Source organism: Rhodococcus sp. KBW08, from assembly GCF_003852455.1.
Lineage (GTDB): Bacteria > Actinomycetota > Actinomycetes > Mycobacteriales > Mycobacteriaceae > Rhodococcus_F > Rhodococcus_F baikonurensis.
On sequence record NZ_QAJJ01000019.1, the window covers coordinates 1 to 19,777 of the forward strand.

Genomic DNA, 19,777 nt, shown 5'->3' on the forward strand with positions numbered 1-19,777 from the left:
GAATTCCGAATCTTGGTTTTCACCAATCGAATTCATCGCGACGTCTGAACCGGTACCCGACACCCGAACGAGGCCGGGGAGGGGTCGGGTCACGAAAAGCGCCCCGCCTCGCGCCCACTGCCTCGTCATCATCATGCTCCCAATCATACACCCCCACCCACCAAACCGTAAAAACAACCCGAAAACACGAAACACCGAAAAACTCACCACTCCAACAACATTCGACGTTAACGAAAACACCACCGTGCACAACCCACGAAACCCACCCAACATCAATCGAATACCGAAACCTACTGACACACAACACAATTCAAAAACACCCGAAACGAGCCCAACAACACCCCCTCCACAGCCCGGCACCACTCCCCCACAACACCGAACCCGAACATCCCGCCGGCCCGTCACCGCCGGCCCTAAGAGATACGTCCATCACCTCGGGATCAGGACAGTTTCATTCGCAACCGGCTAACCTTTCAGTGCGACTACGTTAGGAAAACACATGCCCGAACAGCCAACCCGGTCACGGAACGACAAACTCAAAATCCAGGACTTGGCTGCACACGTCCGGGACGGGAAGATTCGCGTCCCGGAATTCCAGCGCTCGTTTCGATGGGGCGCAGAGAATGTTCTTGCCCTGTTCGACAGTATCCTCCGGGGCTACCCTTTCGGCAGCCTTCTTCTCTGGAAGCGTCCCGCCCATACTGCAGTCGTCCAGATTGGAGCAATCCGAGTCGAGGCCCCTGATGTGCCTGATGCCTTGTGGGTCGTCGACGGACAACAGCGCATCATTAGTTTGGTGAATGCTGTCGACCCGAACGCCAGCGCTGTCGACGAGCGCTTCCGAATCATCTACTCACTCGAACAACGCCGCTTCATCTCAGCACGCGATCCCCGCGCTTCTCTCGGCATCCCCCTTCCGGACCTATTCGACCTCAGTCGCGCTTTTGCGTGGTTACAGGAGAACCCCGACGCCATTGAGCACGCCGCACAGATCCAACAAGTGACAGCACTTCTACGCGATGTAGAAGTGCCCGCTGCGGTCATCGAACACGCCGACGAACAGGAACTTCGCGAGGTATTCGATCGCATCAATTCCGCAGGTAAACGACTACGTGGTTCTGAAATTTTCGACGCAATCCATAGCGCAACCGATTCGGACTCCGACCGCCCGATTTCTATCGAGACGATCGCCGATCGTCTCGACCAAGCCACCGACTTCGGTCGACTGGACAACGAGATCATCTACCAGGCAATACTTGTTCGGCGGCACCCGGACATCACGCGAGACGCCCATAACGAATTCAGTGCCGAACGCTCCAGAACTACACCATTCGCAGATGAGTCACAGGCCGATGCGTACGAGCGGACAGAACTCGCTTTGGACGGTGTCATCCGTTTCCTCCAAGAGCGAGCCGGAATTCCACATCTCACATTTGTCCCGTACCGATTCCACCTGATGGTTCTGGCGCGATTCTTCGCGCTCTTCCCCGAACCGTCCCCTCGAAATCTCGAATTGCTCTCTAGATGGTTCTGGCGGTCCACCGCCGCCGCTTCCACTCTCGGCTACACCGGATCGACTGGGAACATTCGTACCCTAGCCGCCTTCGTCGAGCCTGACGATGAAAGCGGGTCCATACAACGACTACTCGATGCTACGAACCCAACCGCCGCAGTACCGGTACCAAAGTTCGAGAAGTTTCGTACAAACTACTCATCGGGCAAGGTCATCCTCGCTGCTATGTGGGCTCGAAAACCAAGGGACCCTCAAACGGGAGAGTTGCTTGCACACGGTGACCTGGCGTCCTACCTGCTGGATGAGAACTCTGCAGCTCCGGTCGCGTTGGAGATCGCCCCGCGCCGGCTACTCGGCATACACGCTTCCAACGCAGCGAACCGGGTAATTGCCGTCATCGACCGGGACGAATTCACCTCAGCTCTGGGTGCAACTCGGCCTGACGGTGCCGTCAATAATGAGATTCTGGACAGTCTGCTCCTAGACGAGAAGATGGTTACCTCCCTCACCCAAGGTGACTACGTCGGATTCCTCGAACGACGCAGCACGTCCTTGCAGGACTATCTGCGCGATTTCTTGAACGAGAAAACAGGGTTCGGGTTCGAAGTGACGCCTCCGCTATCCGACTTCGACTTCGACGACGACGACGACGACGAATTGCCCACCTTGACGGAATCTTCGCCTCAGGAGCTGCGATGATCGAAGCTGCACATCCCGTTCTGTTGCACAGCAAACGGATCGGGACGCTACTTCAACGCGGGGATGTTGCCCGGTTCGTGTTCGCCGAGGGGTACTGGGAAGACTCGAACCGGAATGTCCTCGGGTTAGCCTTCGAAAACAATCCTCGTAGCTCGCCCCAAGCCGCACTCAGACTTCCACCCTGGTTCTCCAACCTTCTTCCGGAGGGGAGATTGCGTGAGTTCATCGCACACGACCAAGGCGTCAAGGTCACCCGTGAACTCCAACTGTTACTGCGCATCGGACACGACCTTCCAGGCGCTGTCGAAGTACTTCCCGCAGCCTCCGACGAGTACTTCGACCCTGATGTCCTGTCCAAGGCGACAGCGGCTGCGGCTGCGGCTGCGATCCAGGCGGAGGGAAGCCCCTGGAAGTTCTCCCTTGCCGGCGTTGGATTGAAGATGTCTCTACTGAAGCAGGGCGATCGCCTCACGATTCCAGCAACAAATTCTGTCGGAGATTGGATCGCCAAGTTCCCGGACGCTGTCTACCCTCAGGTGCCAGCCAACGAACTCGCGACAATGCAGTTGGCTCGCTGCGTCGGAATTGAAGTCCCGGAGATCGCACTTGTCCACCGCGATGAGCTTCCAGACATGCCCCCAGTCGTATGGCCGAACGGTGAAACATATGCCTTCACCATCGCCCGTTTCGACCGAGGCCCAGACAAAAAACGAATACACATCGAAGACTTCGCACAAGTTCGCGGCTTCTACGACTCCAGGAAGTACGAGGGCAAATTCGAAACAGTAGCCGCACTTGCCTATCGAAATCGTGACTTGCCGGCGCTGCACGAGTTTGTGCGACGTCTGACGTTCAACCTGCTGGTCGGCAACGGCGACTCACATCTGAAAAACTGGTCATTGATCTATCCCAACGGCCGAATCCCTACTCTGAGTCCGGCCTACGACCTGGTTTCAACAGGACCGTACGCCTCTGCACACGCCCCCGACGACTTCGGATTGGCTTTTGGTGGCACCAAACTCCCCGACCGGATAAGACGCAGAGATTTTCAAAACCTGCAACGAAAATTAGACGTCGCATCCGCCGATGTAATCGATATCGTCGATGAAACCCTGGAAGCCTTCTCCGCCTCCTGGAAGGACGGCGCCCGCGAAACTTTTCCACCTTTCATCGCCCGATGGATCGACACTCACCTGCCTATCGTACAAAGACAACTCTCGCAATGAGCACGTGTCTTCCACACCGCTATCCCTAACTACCCCCACTGCGATAATGTCCGTTCGACTGACGCGCACAAGAACCTCAAGACCGAAAGCTACTCCCAAGGAACGAGTTAGCTCCGAATCCCCGATACTTCCCAGGCATTGGGTCTCAGGTTGCGATGAGTACGCTTCGACGACGGCGAATGGTACGACACAGGTGTCACCGTCGACGACGCCACAACCAGCATGTCATTACACTCGACCGCGACGTCGAAGCTAGCTTGCCGCGCAATCGCGCACCTCTCGCCATCATCAGTGAGCGTGGACGCCACCGGCCCGCCCCGGATAGAACGAAAAGGACTCGATCATCTTGGTGACTCTTGAGCCCGCGATGGCATTGCACACGTGTGAGAATGCGTTGAGAGAATTAATTTCTTCAGTACTGTCAGACGCTCTTGGACCTGAATGGCTTGCGGCTGTAGCCGATTCCGATCGGCTCTTAGAGTGGGAGAAACGCGCGACCTCCGAGCAAGCCCGGCGCACTAAGCGCGGAGTCGTCATTCCTCCGCCCGGCCTCGCCTATGCTCAGTTCTTCGACCTAGTTCGAATACTGAAGTCTGACAAACTCTGGACTTACTTCGCACCAGCTCTCGGGAAGCGCTCTGAGACCATTTCACTCATCGACAGGTTCGACAGCCTTCGAAACACTGTCGCTCACGGTCGCCCGCTGGTTCCGTACGAACAAGAACTCTTATCGGGAATCGCAGGACAGATCAGAAATCAGGTGACGCGCTACATGAGCAGCAAGGACCCCGCCGGGGACTTCTACGCCCGTATCGAAACAATCCGAGACAGCTTCGGCAACGAAATCACTGATCCCCCCACACCGCACGGTGAACTCGCTGGACGCTGTATCACAGACCTTGTGTTGACCCCCGGCGACAGAGTCGTATTCACCGTCATCGGAACCGATCCGCAAGGACGTGATCTCGAATGGCGATTCGAAGGACGCTCAGGTTTCGACCCAAGGTCGTACATCGTGACTTCGCAAAACGGTAATGCCGCACAGCTAATTTGGGACGTAACAGATGCCGATGTGAACGAGACCGCGACAATCCAGATTTACATGGAATCATCGTCAAGCCAATATCACCGATTCGGCTGGTTCGATCAGCGTGCCTACTTCAGATACATCGTTCGGCCGCCGCAGACTTCGTTGTTGCTGTAAATCTGAAAGGTCCATCTCATCTGCATGGTCTCATTCGGTTAGTGTTTGATATCCCTCGCAGAGCCGCCGATTCAAGATCGTCTACAGGTACGTCTACCAGCACTGCGCGCAGGGTCAGCTTTCGAGTACTCCATTCGGCTCAAGAACACCCGGAACGCAGCGTCATCTATGCGTACCGGATTGCGCGAGAAGGTCTCCGAATCCTGCTCGATTCGAGGCTGTGGAAGTCCGCCATGGGTGGCGCGACTGGGTGCACGCGGCGATGGAATCTGCACGTCCGATGCGCGCGGGGGGCTTGGGTCGGCGAGGACGGCTTCCGACGAGGCGGTGACAGCGGCTTGTTCCGAGCTGGGCCGCTGTCACCGTTCTTAGCTAGGCGGCCAGGCGTTCACCGCCTTCCTGAAGGACATCTCCACCAAAGATGCTTATGCACTCAGGCATTCGCAGCTCCTTGCGGATCTCGCCAGCAGCAGCTGTCTTGAGCAGGCGCGAAATGGTGTTCCGTCGCCACACCGCTTTTCCTGCTGGCGTGCGGATCCCTTCGTCGTTGAGTTCGTCGCAGATGTATTGCATGGTTCTACCAGTGTTTCGCAGGACCAGAATTCTGCAGAGTACGGGACGAGGGCAGAGCATCGGCCTCCCGACTCGGCGGCTCACTGCTCGCCACCTCCTCCGAGGCGGTTGAGCAGAACGTCCAAGAGCCGAAAGGCGCGCTCGGAACGATCCGCGGACCCGAGTAGGGCAAGGAGCAGTGTGCACGGGACCATGGTGAGCATGATGATGCCTCGCCACCGTGTCAAGAGAAATGCAACTGCCCAGATGATCAAGGCCGGAGGCGAATTGGGCGTTGCCTCGGCAAGTGTGGTTAGAAATTTCACGGAGGACTACCTTCCACGCAGATTGCGTGATCGGCGGGCCTTGTCTCCGTCGTTTAGACGTCCAGAAGGCCCGTAAGTGGATTGGAAACAATCGACTTACGGGTGTTGTTGGGGCCGCGGGTAACCTGCGGTTTGGTAGTGACAGTCCGGCCTGGTGCTTCGCCCTGTTGGGCACGGCGGACCAATAGCGACCTCAAGCGGGCGATTCTCACAGTCTCGGTTCGGACATTCCGGCGCTTGAACTGAGAGAGGTGTTCGTCGAGGCCGGTAACTTTCGGCGGCTGGAATGGGTTGTACTTGGACAACCATGATCCGACTTGCCGTCGGGTTTCCATGAGCTGATCGAAGACTCGACGCAACGGTGACATCGCGCGGATCAGATCTTCGCGAGACTCAGACACAGAACGGAAAGCCTCGCGGAAAGGATTCAAGAGCTGTTCGCTCACCCTCCGCTGAACCTCAGCGACTGCAGGGATTCGCAGTGCTCGCTCCGCTGATCCGAAGGCTCGATAGTGAGCAGCAGTCAGCACGGGAGAACCCGTGCTGACTGCGGTCGCTAATGTTGCCATTTCTCAACGATACTGCCTCCGTGAAATGTCCGTATATTGACGCGATTCCGCAGCTGTCTCACCAGCATCGCAAACCCGAATGTCGTCGTCGACCGGTACCGTTAATGCTGATTTACCTCGTCCTCAAACGAGTCGGCCGCCGGGTCGTCGAGGACGTCGTCTACCGGCCCAGGGTCGGTGTGCCGTGCCTGCCGAATCCGGGCCGAGGCAGACGAAATGGAAACGTCACCGCCGTTCAACGGCCGGTGCAGGCATTCGACAGGCAAGATGGTCTCCATGAGCGCACACGCAGGCCTGCTCCTTGCGGTCGCGATCCCAGCCGGCGGCCTGACCGTGTTCACGCTGGTCTTCTACCTGCTCGGCCGTAGGATCCGGCGGCTGCGTCGCGTAGGTCGTCTCACGTACCCCGCGAAGACCACGCCCGGCAGCAACGACTTCTCCAGCAACGCCGTGTGAGCCCCCTGAGCGGCCCTGGAATCCGGAAGCTTTTCGGTCATCGGCGAGACTCTGCACAGCTACAGACACAAGGTCGCGAGAGGTCGCCAGCACCTTCGACCTGCACTTCAACCTCGCGAGAATCTTCAGGACCATCGCATCAGTTGCTGAGTAAAGGTTTTCCATCATCGATCGCGTTCGTCCACTACCTCGATACCGGGGCCGGCTGAGAACGGATCAAAGCGTTGTGGTTGTTTCGGATCGCACCGGTGAAACGGAGCGGCACCGACCAAGCACGACCACGACACCACCCCCGTCGACCGAAGTCGCGATCGCGCCCTTCGTGCTACCCAGACCAGCACCAGCACCAGCACCCGGGTACACCGCACCGTCGAGAATCACAACCCGGGGCGGCACTTCCGGAGGCGGCTGGGACGACTGGTCGGCGTCTACATCAACACCGTAGGCAACTGCATCCCCTCCCCACAACAAGCACCCCACGCACCCGCAGGCGCCACTGCGCAATGCAACGACGGCACCTCCAGCTTCAAAGCCGACGCGGCACCTGCCCCCGACACGGGGGCGTCGCCAGCTGGCTCTGACGCTCGCCGACAAGCATCAACGACACGGTGAAAGGAACAGCCGAAATGCACTCGGTGACAACATGACTGTCAGACTTGCACGGGGAGAAAACATGACGCTTCCTCATCGGACGGTCAACATCACGGCCACCGGAGTCACACCAGGGACGGTCGATCTGCTGGTGTACCAATTCGAATGAACGAACGGCCTCGCACCGACGACGACCTGATCTTCTTCAAGGCCCCGCCTCGAAGGAAGGCGCGGTGACACTGAGCGGTGACCGCGTGGAGCTCGACCTCGACCGGTGCCCTCCGACGTGCATTTCGTGCGTGTGGCAGTCGCCCTGGACGAATCGGCAACCGGGACCCCTCGCCGCGATCAAAGGTCTCGGAGCCGCGCTCACCGACCCGTCGGGAACGCATATCGTTGCCGCCGCGTCGGGTTTGAGCACCAAACGCCCTGCCCTCCACTGCATCCAGCCATCAAGTCGCCACTTACAGCTGTTAGACAGTGCTGGATGTGTCGCTGAACCAGAGGGGTTCGCCGATGGAATCGCGGGCCTGCTCGTCGACAAGAATCAATGGTTCAATAGACAATCGATCGAACTCCTCAGGCGCCTGACCCACCTGCCGAGTCGCACACTGCGAACGCCGGTCGCACACTGCGAACGCCGGTCGCGCACTGCAGCTCCCCGGCGCGAAGATCATCGCTGACAATGAGTGCCGTATGTGCCCGGCCGCTTCGGATCGGGCCTCATGCGATCAACGGTGGTAGTTGGGTGCCTCCACCACCATGGCTACATCGTGAGGGTGTGACTCTTTTAGGCCTGCTGCGGTGATCCGCACGAACTTGCCACGGGACTTGATCTCGGGGATAGTTCGCCCGCCTACATAAAACATGGTCTGACGCAGACCGCCCACCATCTGGTGAACCACCGAGGACAGCGAGCCGCGATCGGGCACTCGACCCTCGACTCCCTCGGGGATGAGCTTTTCGTCGCTGGGTACGTCAGCCTGGAAATACCGGTCCTTCGAGTATGAGGTGTTCTTCCCCCGCGTCTGCATTGCCCCGAGAGAGCCCATACCTCGGTACGACTTGAACTGGCGTCCGTCGACAAAGATCAGATCGCCAGGAGATTCCTGGGTGCCGGCGAGCAACGAGCCGAGCATGACCGAGTCGGCGCCGGCGACAAGGGCTTTGCCGATGTCGCCGGAGTACTGTAGGCCGCCGTCGGCGATGACCGGGACGCCCGCCGGGATCGCGGCCTTCGCGGACTCGTAAATTGCTGTCACCTGCGGTACTCCGACGCCCGCCACGATGCGAGTGGTGCAGATAGATCCCGGGCCGACGCCGACCTTGATGGCGTCCGCGCCGGCGTCGACGAGTGCCTGGGCGCCCTCACGCGTGGCAGCTTGACCCCCGACAACGTCGACGTGGGCGGCGGCCGGATCCTTCTTCAGCCGCGCAATCATTTCCAGAACTCCCTGGCTGTGCCCGTTCGCCGTATCCACGACCAGCACGTCCACCCCGGCCTCCACCAGTGCCATCGCACGGTCGTAGCCCTCGCCGAAGAAGCCCACGGCTGCGCCGACGCGCAGGCGACCCTCCTCGTCCTTGGTGGCCAGTGGGTACTGCTCTTCTTTGCCGAAGTCCTTGACGGTGGTCAACCCACACAGCACGCCCGCTGAGTCCACCAGTGGTAGTTTTTCGATGCGGTGCTCGGCCAACAGTTTTTTGACCTTCTCTCGATTGGTGCCGACCGGTGCGGTGATCAACGGCGTCGTCGTCATCTTCTCGTGCACACGGGTGGTAGCCCGCTCCTTGTGGGGGACGAAACGGGTGTCGCGATTGGTGATGATGCCCAGCAGCGTGCGGTTCTCGTCCACGACCGGCAGACCGGAGAGACGGTAGTGGGCGCAGATTTCGTCCATTCCAGCCAGCGTCGCGCACGGGGTGATGGTCACCGGATTGGTGATCATGCCGAATTCGGAGCGCTTGACCTGGTCTACCTGGCGGGCCTGCTCTTCGATGGAAATATTGCGGTGGATGATGCCGATACCGCCTTGACGCGCCAGGGCAATAGCCAGAGGGGCCTCGGTGACCGTGTCCATGGCGGCGGAGAGGATCGGGATGTGGAGTGTGATTCTGCGGGTCAATCGGGTTCTCGTGTCGACCTCTGACGGGATGACGTCCGTGGGGCCGGGCAGCAAGAGCACGTCGTCGTAGGTGAGGCCTTCCAGTGCGAAGGGATTGAAATCAGAAGGGAAGCTCATGTGACCTTTCCTGGCAGGTTGAAGGAGTTGCCTGATCCTCGACGCGTCGGCGACGAAGGTTTGCTACGGAGCGCTGGATCAACTCGCCGACAGAGAAGAGCCGCCGCAGCTGCTACGTGCTGATGGCGCTGTCGTCCCGCGAATTCACGGTCGTGAGAGCTCGTGATGTCCGGTGCGTATTGCAAGGCCGGTGGCCTCGTGGACCGACAATGATTGGGTGACATTACCGGGCACATTTGAACGATGTTGTGCAATGTGGCGCCGTGTTGTTCGAGTGGCAGTGGTTGACGGCAGTTGCAGGCGCCCCCAGGCAAGGGGCGGCTAGGGATGCAGTTCGTCGTACCGTTGCCTGGCTGCCGCCACCTGCTTCGAATTCTTCAAGATGGTGAATACGAGTGGCGCGAACGCATCGACGCACTCCTCGCCGATCGAGGTGAGGCTGTACTCGACATGAGCGGGGAGGGTGCGCACTAGCTTCCGGTTGACAACCCCATCTCGCTCGAGCTGCTTGAGTGTTTGCGACAACCTTCGTTCACTCACGCCACCGACCGCACGTTTGATCTCGTTGTACCGAAGGGTCCCGGATTGTAGAGAGAGCATGATCAGCATCGACCACGTGTCGGCGATCGTCTGAAAGGCGATCCGCACCAGGCTTGCTTGCTCTAGTACGTCGTGGGCCGATACCTTGCGCTCCGATTCCAGCTGCCGATCCTTCATCGCAGACCTAACCTTTTCCCGTCACTGCCACGCCGCCGAATCCAACCGATCACTAATCGCACTTTCAAGACTACAGTACTCTCATTTTGAGAGTATGAAATTAAGGGTGCGCCGCCAGTGCGACCGTTCGAATGTGACGACTGGCAAATCGGAGACTGCTAAGACGGTGGGGTCCAGGCCTTGGTCGACTCTGCCTCGGAACGGCAAACCGAAGATCCTCCTTATTGCTTACCGGCAAACCAGGTGTCCATCCGCCGCGCCGAGGGCCAGCGGGCGCCGCGTCCCGAGCACCAGTCAGGCAGCAGTACCGCAGTGACATCACCGGTTGTGGTGCGGTGCTTTCCTTCTCGGTTCCAGCGCACCACGCCACACCATCGGACAGGTAGTCGCCCTCTGGGTGCACTGCCTGGACAATCTGACGCCGTGCAGCCAGGCCCATGTCTTCCCCCGTTGAGCGTTTAACGTTGCACTCGCGCAACTGCCTATCAGCGAGGGCGCCGCCCCTGTGCCAGCTCCTGCGTACTACGTTGCTCGGTGAGGCCGAGTGCGGCAGCGACCTCGCCCAACCCGGAATCCACCTTGCTCGGACTCGGCGCCATCACCGGCGTCGTCGAAGAACGCCGCACGCGTCTCGAAGCCACGGTCCCATCCGCGACGTCCCCGGGGCTACCGTTCCGCCTCGGCCGCGCCAGCACGGGCCGGTTGTCGCGAAGAGCCGGCGGAAACTGCCGTCCTTCGCGGTTGCACTATCTGCGCGATCGCCATCGTCTGGTGGGCAGTCTGACGTCGCTCGTACTCAGGGCAGCGAGGAGCTACCGCCGACGCCGACGGCACGAGCGGGACGCTGCCGCCCGCCTACTTGCGGCCCTCCGCAAGTAAGCGTCGAAGACAACCGGCGGACGTGTCTAGGAAGGCTTGAAAACAGCGAACTCTGCTGCAGTCCAGGCCATCGCCGTGGCGCCGTCGACAACGGCACGGTCTGCGATCGGTGTGATACATGCAGCGGCGAACTCCGGTTGGTGGTTGGCCGCGGGGTGACAATCCAGACCGAGCATCGGGTGGATGGTGGGTACCACGTGGGAGATGTTGCCCATATCGGTTGCTGCGCCCATCAATCCGTTGGGCACGTCCGCAAACACCCGGCCGAGTGCTTGCGCGTTGGCCCGATAAAGAGCCAACAGCCCGGCATCCGGACGCAGGTCGGCATAGTCGGGTCCCGTCGGGACGAGGGACAACGTGCATCCGCTTGCCAGTGCGCCTGCCTCGAAGCAGCGGTGCACCCGGCCGGTGAGGGTGGCCAGCGCTTCGGCGCTATCGGAGCGGACAATCCATTTGCCGGCGGAGTGATCGGGGATCACATTCACCGCACTGCCAGCCCCAGTGACGATTCCGTGGATGCGATCGGTGGTGCGGGTCTGCTGTCTCAGCTGGCCGATGGCCACCTGCGCGATGGTCATCGCGTCGGCGGCGTTCACACCCAACTCTGGATATGCCCCTGCGTGAGCGGGCTTTCCCTCGTAGGTCACCTCGAACTGGGACACTGCGGTGCCTGGCATCGCGGCCAGTTCAACAGCGGCCGGATGGACCATCATGGCGGCATCGAGCCCGTCGAAAGCTCCGCGTTCGAGCATGAGGATCTTGCCCCCTCCGCCCTCCTCCGCCGGCGTACCGAGAAGAGTTACCGTCAGACCCAATTCATCGACTGATCCCGCTAAGCCGAGTGCCGCTCCGACACCAGCGGCTGCGATGATGTTGTGGCCGCATGCATGGCCAATCTCGGGCAGTGCGTCGTATTCCGCGCATATGCCGACGTGCACCGGCCCCGACCCGATCGTCGCGCGCACCGCGGTGGGTAGGCCATAACACCCGTGCTGCACCTGAAACCCTGCGTGACTGAGCATGTCGGCAACCCATCTGCTGGCTCGGTGCTCCTCGAAGCCCAGCTCGGGGTGCGCGTGGATGCGGTGTGCCAGATCAACGAGTTGCCGTTCGACGCGTCCGATCCGTTGTGCGATAGCGCGTTTCGTGGCCTCGATGTCGATGCTCACGAAACGGGGAGCGCCGCAGGGCGGGCTGTGTGAATCGTTGCCGGCCGCGTTGCGGCGTCGTAGGCGGCGCGAGCGCCGGTGGCACCCATACCACTCTCACCCGCAGGCTCGTAGAGGCGTTCGGGCCCGCCGCCCTGCCATTGGTTGATCCACGTCACGCCGGCCGGTATTGCCGCGGCCGCGGCGGCGTGTGCCGGGTCGTTGGTGTACACGGTGGCGCCGAGAGCGAATCGCGACCCACCCGCGCGCTCGATTCCCTCCTCGAATGAGGACACCACGACGACGGGTGCGAGGGGGCCGAAGGTCTCCTCGGTCATCACCAGCATGGAGTCGTCCACGTCGGTCAGCACGGTCGCCGGATAGAAGAACCCTTTTCCTTCAGGAATCTCTCCACCGCAACGTATGTGCGCACCGCCTGCGACCGCATCGGTGACGTGTCGATGGACGATGGTGCGCTGGCGTTCGTCGACCAGTGGTCCCAGGACGGTTCCGGCATCGTGGCCGTCGCCCAGCGCAAAGGTCGATGCCGCCGCGGCCAGGGCCTCGACGAACGCTTCGGCGACCTCGTGGTGGACGTAGATACGTTCCATCGACGTGCAGATCTGGCCGGTGTTGGCGAAGGCGCCGAACGCGACCGCGCCGGCGGTGGCGACCGGATCGACTCCGGCGTCGACGACCACTGGGTCTTTGCCTCCGAGTTCGAGGATCGACCGGCACAGTCGGCCTCCTGTTTCGGACCCGATTCGCCGGCCCGCCTCAACTGATCCGGTGAAGTGCACCAGCCTGATGCGGTTGTGTTCGGTCAACGGCGCTCCGGCCCTTGAATCGCCGAGTACGAGGTTGACCACGCCCGCCGGCAGTGTCGAGAGCTCGAACAGTCGAGCAATCGACATCGGAGAGCGCTCGGACGGTTTGACGACCACCGTGTTGCCGGCGGCCAGGATCGGGCCGAGCGCAGCCAGGACCATGGGGACCGGAAAGTTCCACGGCGTGATGACGGCCGCGACGCCGACAGGGTTGCGTACGATCGTCGTGTTCGAGCCACCAGGACCCGGGATGTCCTCGACGAACGGATATTGCAGAGCTTCCTCCGCTGCGGTCGTGAAACCGCGCACCGCGGTGTCGATAAAGGTTCGACCGAGCCCGACCGGCTTGCCCATCTCCTGGCATTCGAGCTCGGCGAGTTCCTCTGCGTGCTCGGCGATGGCTGCAGCCCACCGGCTCAGGTGCTCGACGCGTTCTGCGACAGGCCTTGCGGCCCAGGCGGCCTGCGCGTCCCCCGCTGCGTCGACGGCACGGTCGACGTCGTCGGAGGAGCCGCACCCGAACTGCGCGACGACCTCTTCGGTCGCGGGATTGACCACCTCGAGGAGGGAAGTGCCCTGGGGGTCACGCCAGACACCGTTGATGAAATTCTGAAGGATCTTCAAGAGAGGTAACGCCTTTCGGTCAGTGACGTCAGGATCAGTGGAGTCGGTCGGCCATCAACTCGCCGACCATGATCGCGGTGAGATTGGTATTCGCACGTGGTACAGACGGGAAGATCGACGCATCGACGACGCGCAGACGATCGATACCGAGAACTCGGCATGCCGGGTCGACGACTGTGTCGGCATCGCCCGGCGCACCCATCCGGCAGGTACTGGTCGCGTGCTGCACATCGCTGACCGTCTCGAGTAGGAGGTCGTCGAGTTCGCTGTCGCGGTCGAGTGCGGCGAACAGCGCCGTGTTCTCTTTCTCGAGAGACCCGTGGGTGATCGCAGCGACTGCGGGGTCACGGGCCAGGTCGACCATCGCGCGCACTCCCTCGCGCAGGCGGCTCAGGTCCCGTTCGTCGGAGAGCATGCGGGAGTGGATCTGCGGACCGACTGCAGGGTCCGCCGATGTCAGGGTCAACTCGCCCCGCGAGTAGGTCTGGTTGACCCAGACTCCGAATGCACCGGCGAGCGAGCGCATGTCCGGGTGTGCCATGGCAACGACATTCTGGTTCTGGGAGACGAACATCATGTCGCCCTCGGGGGCGCCTGCACTGCTGCGGTATCGGACGCAGACGTTGGTGTGACGGGCGTCGGCACTCTGTATCCCGGCCTCCTCGATCAGCGGGATCGATACAACGGCCATGGGGTGGTCCTGAAGACCACGCCCGACCGGGAGGTCTTTACGTACGTCTATGTCCAGCGAGCGGAGGTGGCTCGCCGGGCCGATTCCCGAGCGCATGAGTATGGCCGGGGAGTGGACCGCTCCGGCGCTCAACACCACCTCGTCGGCGTGTTCGGTGACCATCTCGCCACCGACGATGATCTGGACGCCTACGACACGGTCGCCGGAGAAGAGGAGCCTGTCGACAAGGGCGTCGCCGACAATCGTGAGGTCAGGGCCACCTCGGGCCCCCTCGAGGTAGGCGTCGTTCACCGATACCCGTCGGCCCGAACGCGAATTGATGGGGTACGGCGAGACGCCGAATGCTCCGGGGGCGTTGACATCCGGAGCCCACCCATGCCCGGCGGCCAGTGCCGCATCACAGAGCGCACGGTCGACAGATCCCCAGCCTTCCTGTGGTGTGCGGTAGATCGGAGTGGGTCCGCCCCGACCGTGATAGGAATCCTCGCCGTACTCCTCGTCGTCTTCGAGCTTGGCGAAGTACGGCAGTACATCCGACGGTCCCCAACCGACGCACCCTGAGCTCACCCAGTCGTCGAAGTCCGCCATCGGAGGCCGGATAGCGATCTGGCCGTTGATCGACGAGCTGCCTCCGACGCCACGACCACGCCAATAGACCGACTGCTCCTGCTTCTCGGTGCGCGCCGCATTGACCCCCTCCCAGACCAGGTGTTCGGTGGCGGTCGGATCGAGCAGGGCGCGAATGGGATTGGGAGATCGCCATGCCTCGGGCATTTGAGCCGATCGGTAGTCCGGACCGGCTTCGACCAGCAGGACGCGTTTACCTTTCTCCGCCGATCGAACAGCGAGGGCAGCGCCTGCCGAACCCGCTCCCACCACGATCAGATCCCAGCCTGTCTCGGTCACCACAAACCTCCAAAAGTGTGTTCTGCGAGTGAGGTCTCCGGAAGCGCCGGGACTCTGCGGAGTATGATTCCCCCACAATGGAGTTCAGTCAAGAGTGAACATTCATTTTTTGTTGAACATTTGGAGGGTGAGATGTCAGAGCCGATCGGCGAAAGCGGATCCGGGGCGACAAAAGCGCTGATCGAAGACTTCGGCGTCCACATCGGTGGCGCCATGGGCTGGCCGCCGATGGCAGGTAGAGCCGCAGGAGTCTTGATGCTCAGTCAGACACCGATGACGATGCCGCAGTTGCAGGAGGCACTCGACGCGAGCAAGGGGTCGGTGTCCGAGACAACCCGGCTGCTGATCGCGACCGGGACCGTAGAGCGGATCAAGGAGCGAGGTAGTCGGCAATCCGCCTACCGATGGCGCGATGACGCATGGATCGGATGCCTGCAACATCAGCTCGAGCAGACCACGGAGTTGCTGTCGCTAGCCGAGCGAGCCAGCCGCCAGGGAAGCGCCCTCCCGCCCGAACAACGCGGTCGACTGCAGGCAATGCACGAGTACTACACCTTCATGACCGAGCGACTCGAGGCCCTGCTCAGGGAGTACACCGACAGATTCTCCGGCGATCGTGTCAGATCTGATCCGGCATCGAACTGAAGTTATTCAATTACAACAAGAGCCGAATCAACAGCGTCGACGGTGCGCCTCGGCGAGCTGAACCCATACCCGAGCAAGAGCAGAATCTCTGATCTGGCACAGCGGAAATGTCAGTTATTGAAGTGGATGCTCGGGCCGCAACACCGAATAAGAAACAGTCCGGAGCGCTCCAGGCTTGACCCGCCGACGGGCAAATGATTCATGCGAGATGGCTTAGGCCGTGCCCTGTGACGGAGCCAGGGCCGATGAGATGCGGCCTGACGCCGGCACAGCGGGCCTGGCCGTTACACGACCGGCGGCAGTGGAGATCCGGCGGCTGCGCCTGGTGCGGGCAACTGGGCGGTGGAATCCGCGTACTTGAGGAGCAGGCGCGCGAATTCGAGTCGCTCGGCTTCGGGCCAGTCGCGGGTGATGTATTCGAATGCCTGCCGCTGTTGGCGCCGGAAATGTCCGAGCAAGGCGATGCCCTCCGCGGTGAGGTGGAGCACAGTGCGGCGGCCGTCCTGCTGCGAGGCCGCGCGAATCAGATAGCCATGGGAGATGCAATCGCTCACCATGCGACTGGCCACCGACGGATCCACCAGGAGGTGATCGGCAAGCCCGCCCACGGTCATCTCCGTGTCCGCCTCGGTGGCCTCGTCGACGAGGTTGAGGACCAGGTTGCGCTTGAGGTCCTTGGGTCCCACTGGGGGGTCGACTGGAGCCTGCATGGTGCGCCGCCTCAGCCGGGCGAAGGCCGTGCCGACTGCATCCAGGAGGGCCTGGTCTTGCGGCATGGAGGCGTTCGTGTTGGGCACCCTTGCAGCCTAACGCATCTATCTGCACAACGCAGATAGATGCAGTTATGCATGGAATTGCTATTTGCATTAGTGTGGTCTTGGGTGGGGAGAGCTCGGCATCAGCGGAGAAACAGGCCTGCCCGGAGAAGAGAGTGACATGATCACAGCCATCATCAACGGCCGCCTGTTCGACGGCGAGCACGTGCTCGAGGACACCACCGTGGTGTTGAACGGCACGCAGATCTCTGCGGTCGGAGGTGAACCGCCCGTCGGGGCGACCATTGTCGACGCCAGGGGCGGAACACTGCTGCCCGGTCTGTTCGACGCCCATGTTCACACCTCCGAAGAGGCACTCGCACTGGCGCTGCGGTTCGGGGTCACCACCGAACTGGAGATGCAGGGCATGAATACCAAGGCCAGTCGCGCGCACATCACGGAGAACGATTCCCTCGCCGATGTCCGCTCCGCGGGGTTCGGCATCACTCCTCCCGGCGGTCACCCCAGCGAACTCATGCCCGACGATTTCAAACCGGAGAGCCGCGGCGAACCAGACGACCGTGGCGATCGGCCGGGTCCGCACGAGATGCCCCTGATGCCGTTCTCCACCACTGCGGAAGAAGCGGCCGCTTTCGTCCCCCAGCTCATCGCGGCGGGCTCGGATTACATCAAGTTCATGGTCGACGACGGTACCGTCGAGGGCCACCCCGGTCTGCCCATGCTCGACCAGGCAACCCTGACCGCCGGAGTCGCCGAGACTCACCGCCACGGTATGCTCGCCATCGCCCACACCCTGACCGTCGACGCGACACGGATGGCGATCGAGGCCGGCATCGACGGCTTCGCCCACCTGTTCATGGACCAGCCCCACACCGTCGAGATCATCGACCTCATCGCCGCCTCCGGCGCGTTCGTCGTCCCCTGCGTCGTCCTGAACGCCTCCATGATGGGCATCACCGGCGCATCCCTCACCGAAGACCCGCGTGTCAGTTCACGCCTGAACGAGGCCTGGACGAACACTCTGAACAGCAGCTACAGCCGCTACCCGCAAGGCAAACTGGAGGACGTCCTGGCCTCGGTCAAGGCCCTGCACGACGTCGGCGTCGACCTGATGGTGGGCACCGACGCAGCCCCCCTGCCACTACCCTTCCTGGGCGGTGTGGTCCACGGCGCCAGCGTCCACCAGGAGCTCCAGTACCTCGTCCAAGCCGGCCTCACCCCGATCCAAGCCCTGCGCGCAGCGACCCTCACCCCGGCACGTCGCTTCGGCCTGGAGGACCGCGGCCGCATCGCCGAGGGCCTGCGCGCCGACCTACTGCTCGTGGACGGCGACCCCACCACCACGATCAGCGACACCCTCAACCTGCGCGACGTATGGCGCCGCGGCACCCGCACCACACTCTCGACACCATAAGAAAATCGCCCCGTGCGAACGACCGCTGCCCGCCACGCAAGACATCGCGGGCAGCATCCACCAGGAGCTCCGGTATCCCGTCCACCTGGCGGCTGTCATAGCGGGACCGACCAGCAAACAAATTCCTGGGAACAGGACCAAAATTGCCCTGGCGCGGTATTCATCTTCCTCTGCATCTGCTCAGGACTGGCAGCGGTCTTCTCCACAGTTCTCTCCTCCCGCGGACTGACCTTTCAGGTCGCTTCCACCGTATTAGGTTTCGCCGCAATAGTTTTCGGGCTCTTGTGGTGGAACAACCACCGCCTGGACAACGAAATCTTCTCGCCTGTCTTCATCGGCTACATCGGCGCCGGACTACTACTGTCAGGAATTCTCAACCTGACATACACACTCCGCCATCGACATTCCGAAAACAGCACGCCCTCCTGAGACGAAAGCTGACGGCACATCGGGCCGGTCCCTCCCCACTGCGGCTAAGGGCCGGCCCCTTTGCCGATCGAGATCAATGGCGCCCATGCCAGCGGCGCCACCCATGCAGTGATCGAGGCTGCACAGGCCGCCTATAGCGCCAGCGCAACACCTAAAGCCCCAACGCCCAATCGCCTCTTCAACATGATCGAGCGCCGCACGAACTGTGCGGGTGCGTGATCTGACGCGTGGGGACCGGCCCGTCGGAAGCGGGCCTGTCCCCACACTCAGTCTCCCGCGACAACCACGCACATGCGAGGCCGAAGCCATTCCACCGACGCTCGCCGAGCTGTCGGCCAATCACGGCACACTAACCGACATGCCCACCTCCCTGCCAGCGGCGCCACTCGATGCGGCCGGCACCATCACCGCGATCAGTGCCCCCACCCGCAGGCTCGACGACCTGTCCACGCTCCCCGCGGCATCGGGCTTGTACGCGTGGTGGGCAGCTCCCGAGGTGTTTCCTCAGCTCCCCGGCCCCACGCACCCGATCAACACCGGGGTACGGCTGCTCTATGTCGGTCTCGCCACGAACCTGCGCCGGCGGGTCGTCAGGAACCACCTGCGCCGCAGCGGACAATCCACCCTCCGCCGCACCCTCGCCGGACTCCTGCTCGATACCGAGCACTACCGGACCCGCTGCACCGACCGCGTCGTGCTCGTCGACGAGGACGAGGCCCGCCTGACCACCTGGATGCACACGCACCTGCAACTGAGCTGGTGCCAACACCCGACACCGGACGCGGTCGAACCCGCGTCATCGCGCAGTAGGCTCCGCCGCTCAATGTCGCCCACGCCAGCGGACCTGCCCGTGCCGTGATCGAGGCTGCGCGGGCTGCCTATAGCGCCAGTACAAAACCTGAAGACCCAGTGCCCATTTAAGCCGTTTGACATGGTCAAACGGCACGTCCCCCACGCAGATAGATATGCGACTCTGGACAGCAGGAAGGCCCCCGTCTCACGACGGGGGCCTTTCCAGCTGGTGCACGCCGACTCAGGTGTATTGCGCCTGCGACGAGCCGCTGTCAGCTCAGGTTCTCAGGGCCGGCCGCCCAGGAAGAAGAAGAGGATCACTGCGAGGAGCGCGAGAACGACGGCACCGGCGAGGATCACAGCCGCGGTAGGGCTTCCTGAAGCGATCGCGACGAGCGAGGTCGATCCTGCGATCGCGATGGTGTGTCTCGAGTTGGCGGGCCGTGAGTTATTGGTATCCACGGGTGGGCCTTTCCTTGAAAGTTACGCCACGGCATGTGCACGAGGCTTCACTCTTTCCGTTCATCCAGAAGCAATTGCGCCAGTTGGT

19 protein-coding genes are annotated in these 19,777 nt (G+C 61.9%); 10 read left to right on the forward strand and 9 right to left on the reverse strand.

Annotation, left to right across the window (positions count from 1 at the left end; translation table 11 throughout):
* Positions 1-499: 499 nt before the first annotated feature.
* The 3 genes from DBV08_RS26995 to DBV08_RS27005 all read left to right on the forward strand — a co-directional run bounded on the left by DBV08_RS26995 (position 500) and on the right by DBV08_RS27005 (position 4,642).
* Positions 500-2,212 (forward strand): DUF262 domain-containing protein, encoded by a 1,713-nt coding sequence (locus tag DBV08_RS26995; RefSeq protein WP_124569452.1) that lies wholly within the window; start codon positions 500-502, stop codon positions 2,210-2,212.
* The gene (locus tag DBV08_RS27000) at positions 2,209-3,438 is read left to right on the forward strand and encodes a type II toxin-antitoxin system HipA family toxin (protein ID WP_124569453.1); all 1,230 of its coding nucleotides are present in this window, start codon (positions 2,209-2,211) and stop codon (positions 3,436-3,438) included. Before DBV08_RS26995 ends, DBV08_RS27000 begins: the two co-directional genes overlap by 4 nt.
* A gap of 349 nt (positions 3,439-3,787) precedes the next feature.
* On the forward strand, positions 3,788-4,642 hold the full coding sequence (locus DBV08_RS27005) for a hypothetical protein (RefSeq protein WP_124569454.1): 855 nt from the start codon (positions 3,788-3,790) through the stop codon (positions 4,640-4,642).
* Positions 4,643-5,014: 372 nt separating this feature from the next.
* On the opposite strand, the gene DBV08_RS27010 is transcribed toward DBV08_RS27005, so the two are convergent.
* Entirely contained in the window at positions 5,015-5,215 is a 201-nt protein-coding gene (locus tag DBV08_RS27010; protein WP_185564942.1) for a recombinase family protein, read from the reverse strand.
* Positions 5,216-5,295: 80 nt separating this feature from the next.
* Positions 5,296-5,520: a hypothetical protein gene (locus DBV08_RS27015; protein ID WP_124569456.1), complete on the reverse strand. Its 225-nt coding sequence runs from the start codon at positions 5,518-5,520 to the stop codon at positions 5,296-5,298.
* An 845-nt stretch (positions 5,521-6,365) separates the two neighbouring features.
* Between DBV08_RS27015 and DBV08_RS27020 the strand changes: the two genes are divergently transcribed.
* Together DBV08_RS27020 and DBV08_RS33310 are read left to right on the forward strand one after the other, a co-directional pair.
* Positions 6,366-6,545 carry a hypothetical protein gene (locus tag DBV08_RS27020; protein WP_124569457.1) on the forward strand — a complete coding sequence of 60 codons (180 nt, stop codon included), beginning with the start codon at positions 6,366-6,368 and terminating at the stop codon, positions 6,543-6,545.
* Positions 6,546-6,977: 432 nt separating this feature from the next.
* Entirely contained in the window at positions 6,978-7,157 is a 180-nt protein-coding gene (locus tag DBV08_RS33310; protein WP_397488069.1) for a hypothetical protein, read from the forward strand.
* A gap of 710 nt (positions 7,158-7,867) precedes the next feature.
* Here DBV08_RS33310 and guaB read toward each other — a convergent pair.
* Positions 7,868-9,379: an IMP dehydrogenase gene (gene guaB, locus DBV08_RS27030; protein ID WP_124569458.1), complete on the reverse strand. Its 1,512-nt coding sequence runs from the start codon at positions 9,377-9,379 to the stop codon at positions 7,868-7,870.
* A 321-nt stretch (positions 9,380-9,700) separates the two neighbouring features.
* The gene (locus DBV08_RS27035) at positions 9,701-10,096 is read right to left on the reverse strand and encodes a helix-turn-helix domain-containing protein (RefSeq protein WP_124569459.1); all 396 of its coding nucleotides are present in this window, start codon (positions 10,094-10,096) and stop codon (positions 9,701-9,703) included.
* 534 nt (positions 10,097-10,630) lie between these two features.
* Here DBV08_RS27035 and DBV08_RS32445 point away from each other — a divergent pair.
* The gene (locus DBV08_RS32445) at positions 10,631-10,975 is read left to right on the forward strand and encodes a hypothetical protein (protein ID WP_185564945.1); all 345 of its coding nucleotides are present in this window, start codon (positions 10,631-10,633) and stop codon (positions 10,973-10,975) included.
* 26 nt (positions 10,976-11,001) lie between these two features.
* Here DBV08_RS32445 and DBV08_RS27045 read toward each other — a convergent pair whose 3' ends face one another.
* From DBV08_RS27045 to DBV08_RS27055, 3 genes are read right to left on the reverse strand one after another with little or no spacing between them, the layout of a single operon-like run.
* The gene (locus DBV08_RS27045; protein WP_260395779.1) at positions 11,002-12,144 is read right to left on the reverse strand and encodes a M20 family metallopeptidase; all 1,143 of its coding nucleotides are present in this window, start codon (positions 12,142-12,144) and stop codon (positions 11,002-11,004) included.
* Positions 12,141-13,574, reverse strand: a complete 1,434-nt coding sequence (locus tag DBV08_RS27050) for an aldehyde dehydrogenase (protein WP_124569460.1) — start codon at positions 13,572-13,574, stop codon at positions 12,141-12,143. Before DBV08_RS27050 ends, DBV08_RS27045 begins: the two co-directional genes overlap by 4 nt.
* A gap of 34 nt (positions 13,575-13,608) precedes the next feature.
* On the reverse strand, positions 13,609-15,171 hold the full coding sequence (locus DBV08_RS27055; protein WP_124569461.1) for a GMC family oxidoreductase: 1,563 nt from the start codon (positions 15,169-15,171) through the stop codon (positions 13,609-13,611).
* 132 nt (positions 15,172-15,303) lie between these two features.
* Here DBV08_RS27055 and DBV08_RS27060 point away from each other — a divergent pair, with 132 nt between their 5' ends.
* On the forward strand, positions 15,304-15,816 hold the full coding sequence (locus tag DBV08_RS27060; protein ID WP_124569462.1) for a GbsR/MarR family transcriptional regulator: 513 nt from the start codon (positions 15,304-15,306) through the stop codon (positions 15,814-15,816).
* 284 nt (positions 15,817-16,100) lie between these two features.
* Here DBV08_RS27060 and DBV08_RS27065 read toward each other — a convergent pair whose 3' ends face one another.
* Positions 16,101-16,613, reverse strand: a complete 513-nt coding sequence (locus tag DBV08_RS27065) for a MarR family winged helix-turn-helix transcriptional regulator (protein WP_124569463.1) — start codon at positions 16,611-16,613, stop codon at positions 16,101-16,103.
* Between the two features lie 139 nt (positions 16,614-16,752).
* Between DBV08_RS27065 and DBV08_RS27070 the strand changes: the two genes are divergently transcribed.
* The 3 genes from DBV08_RS27070 to DBV08_RS27075 all read left to right on the forward strand — a co-directional run bounded on the left by DBV08_RS27070 (position 16,753) and on the right by DBV08_RS27075 (position 19,294).
* Entirely contained in the window at positions 16,753-18,006 is a 1,254-nt protein-coding gene (locus tag DBV08_RS27070) for an amidohydrolase family protein (RefSeq protein WP_124569464.1), read from the forward strand.
* Between the two features lie 489 nt (positions 18,007-18,495).
* Complete coding sequence (locus DBV08_RS32620; protein ID WP_221621621.1) at positions 18,496-18,654, forward strand: hypothetical protein; 159 nt, start codon at positions 18,496-18,498, stop codon at positions 18,652-18,654.
* A gap of 139 nt (positions 18,655-18,793) precedes the next feature.
* Positions 18,794-19,294, forward strand: a complete 501-nt coding sequence (locus DBV08_RS27075; protein WP_260395780.1) for a GIY-YIG nuclease family protein — start codon at positions 18,794-18,796, stop codon at positions 19,292-19,294.
* A gap of 218 nt (positions 19,295-19,512) precedes the next feature.
* On the opposite strand, the gene DBV08_RS32450 is transcribed toward DBV08_RS27075, so the two are convergent.
* On the reverse strand, positions 19,513-19,689 hold the full coding sequence (locus tag DBV08_RS32450) for a hypothetical protein (RefSeq protein ID WP_185564946.1): 177 nt from the start codon (positions 19,687-19,689) through the stop codon (positions 19,513-19,515).
* Positions 19,690-19,777: the final 88 nt, after the last annotated feature.

Bases quoted from the DNA above. Each gene is read 5' to 3' on its own strand.
- DBV08_RS26995 (WP_124569452.1), top strand. From the start codon at position 500: ATGCCCGAACAGCCAACCCGGTCACGGAACGACAAACTCAAAATCCAG.
- DBV08_RS27000 (WP_124569453.1), top strand. From the start codon at position 2,209: ATGATCGAAGCTGCACATCCCGTTCTGTTGCACAGCAAACGGATCGGG.
- DBV08_RS27010 (WP_185564942.1), bottom strand. From the start codon at position 5,215: ATGCAATACATCTGCGACGAACTCAACGACGAAGGGATCCGCACGCCA.
- DBV08_RS27020 (WP_124569457.1), top strand. From the start codon at position 6,366: ATGAGCGCACACGCAGGCCTGCTCCTTGCGGTCGCGATCCCAGCCGGC.
- guaB (WP_124569458.1), bottom strand. From the start codon at position 9,379: ATGAGCTTCCCTTCTGATTTCAATCCCTTCGCACTGGAAGGCCTCACC.
- DBV08_RS27035 (WP_124569459.1), bottom strand. From the start codon at position 10,096: ATGAAGGATCGGCAGCTGGAATCGGAGCGCAAGGTATCGGCCCACGAC.
- DBV08_RS27060 (WP_124569462.1), top strand. From the start codon at position 15,304: ATGTCAGAGCCGATCGGCGAAAGCGGATCCGGGGCGACAAAAGCGCTG.
- DBV08_RS27070 (WP_124569464.1), top strand. From the start codon at position 16,753: ATGATCACAGCCATCATCAACGGCCGCCTGTTCGACGGCGAGCACGTG.
- DBV08_RS27075 (WP_260395780.1), top strand. From the start codon at position 18,794: ATGCCCACCTCCCTGCCAGCGGCGCCACTCGATGCGGCCGGCACCATC.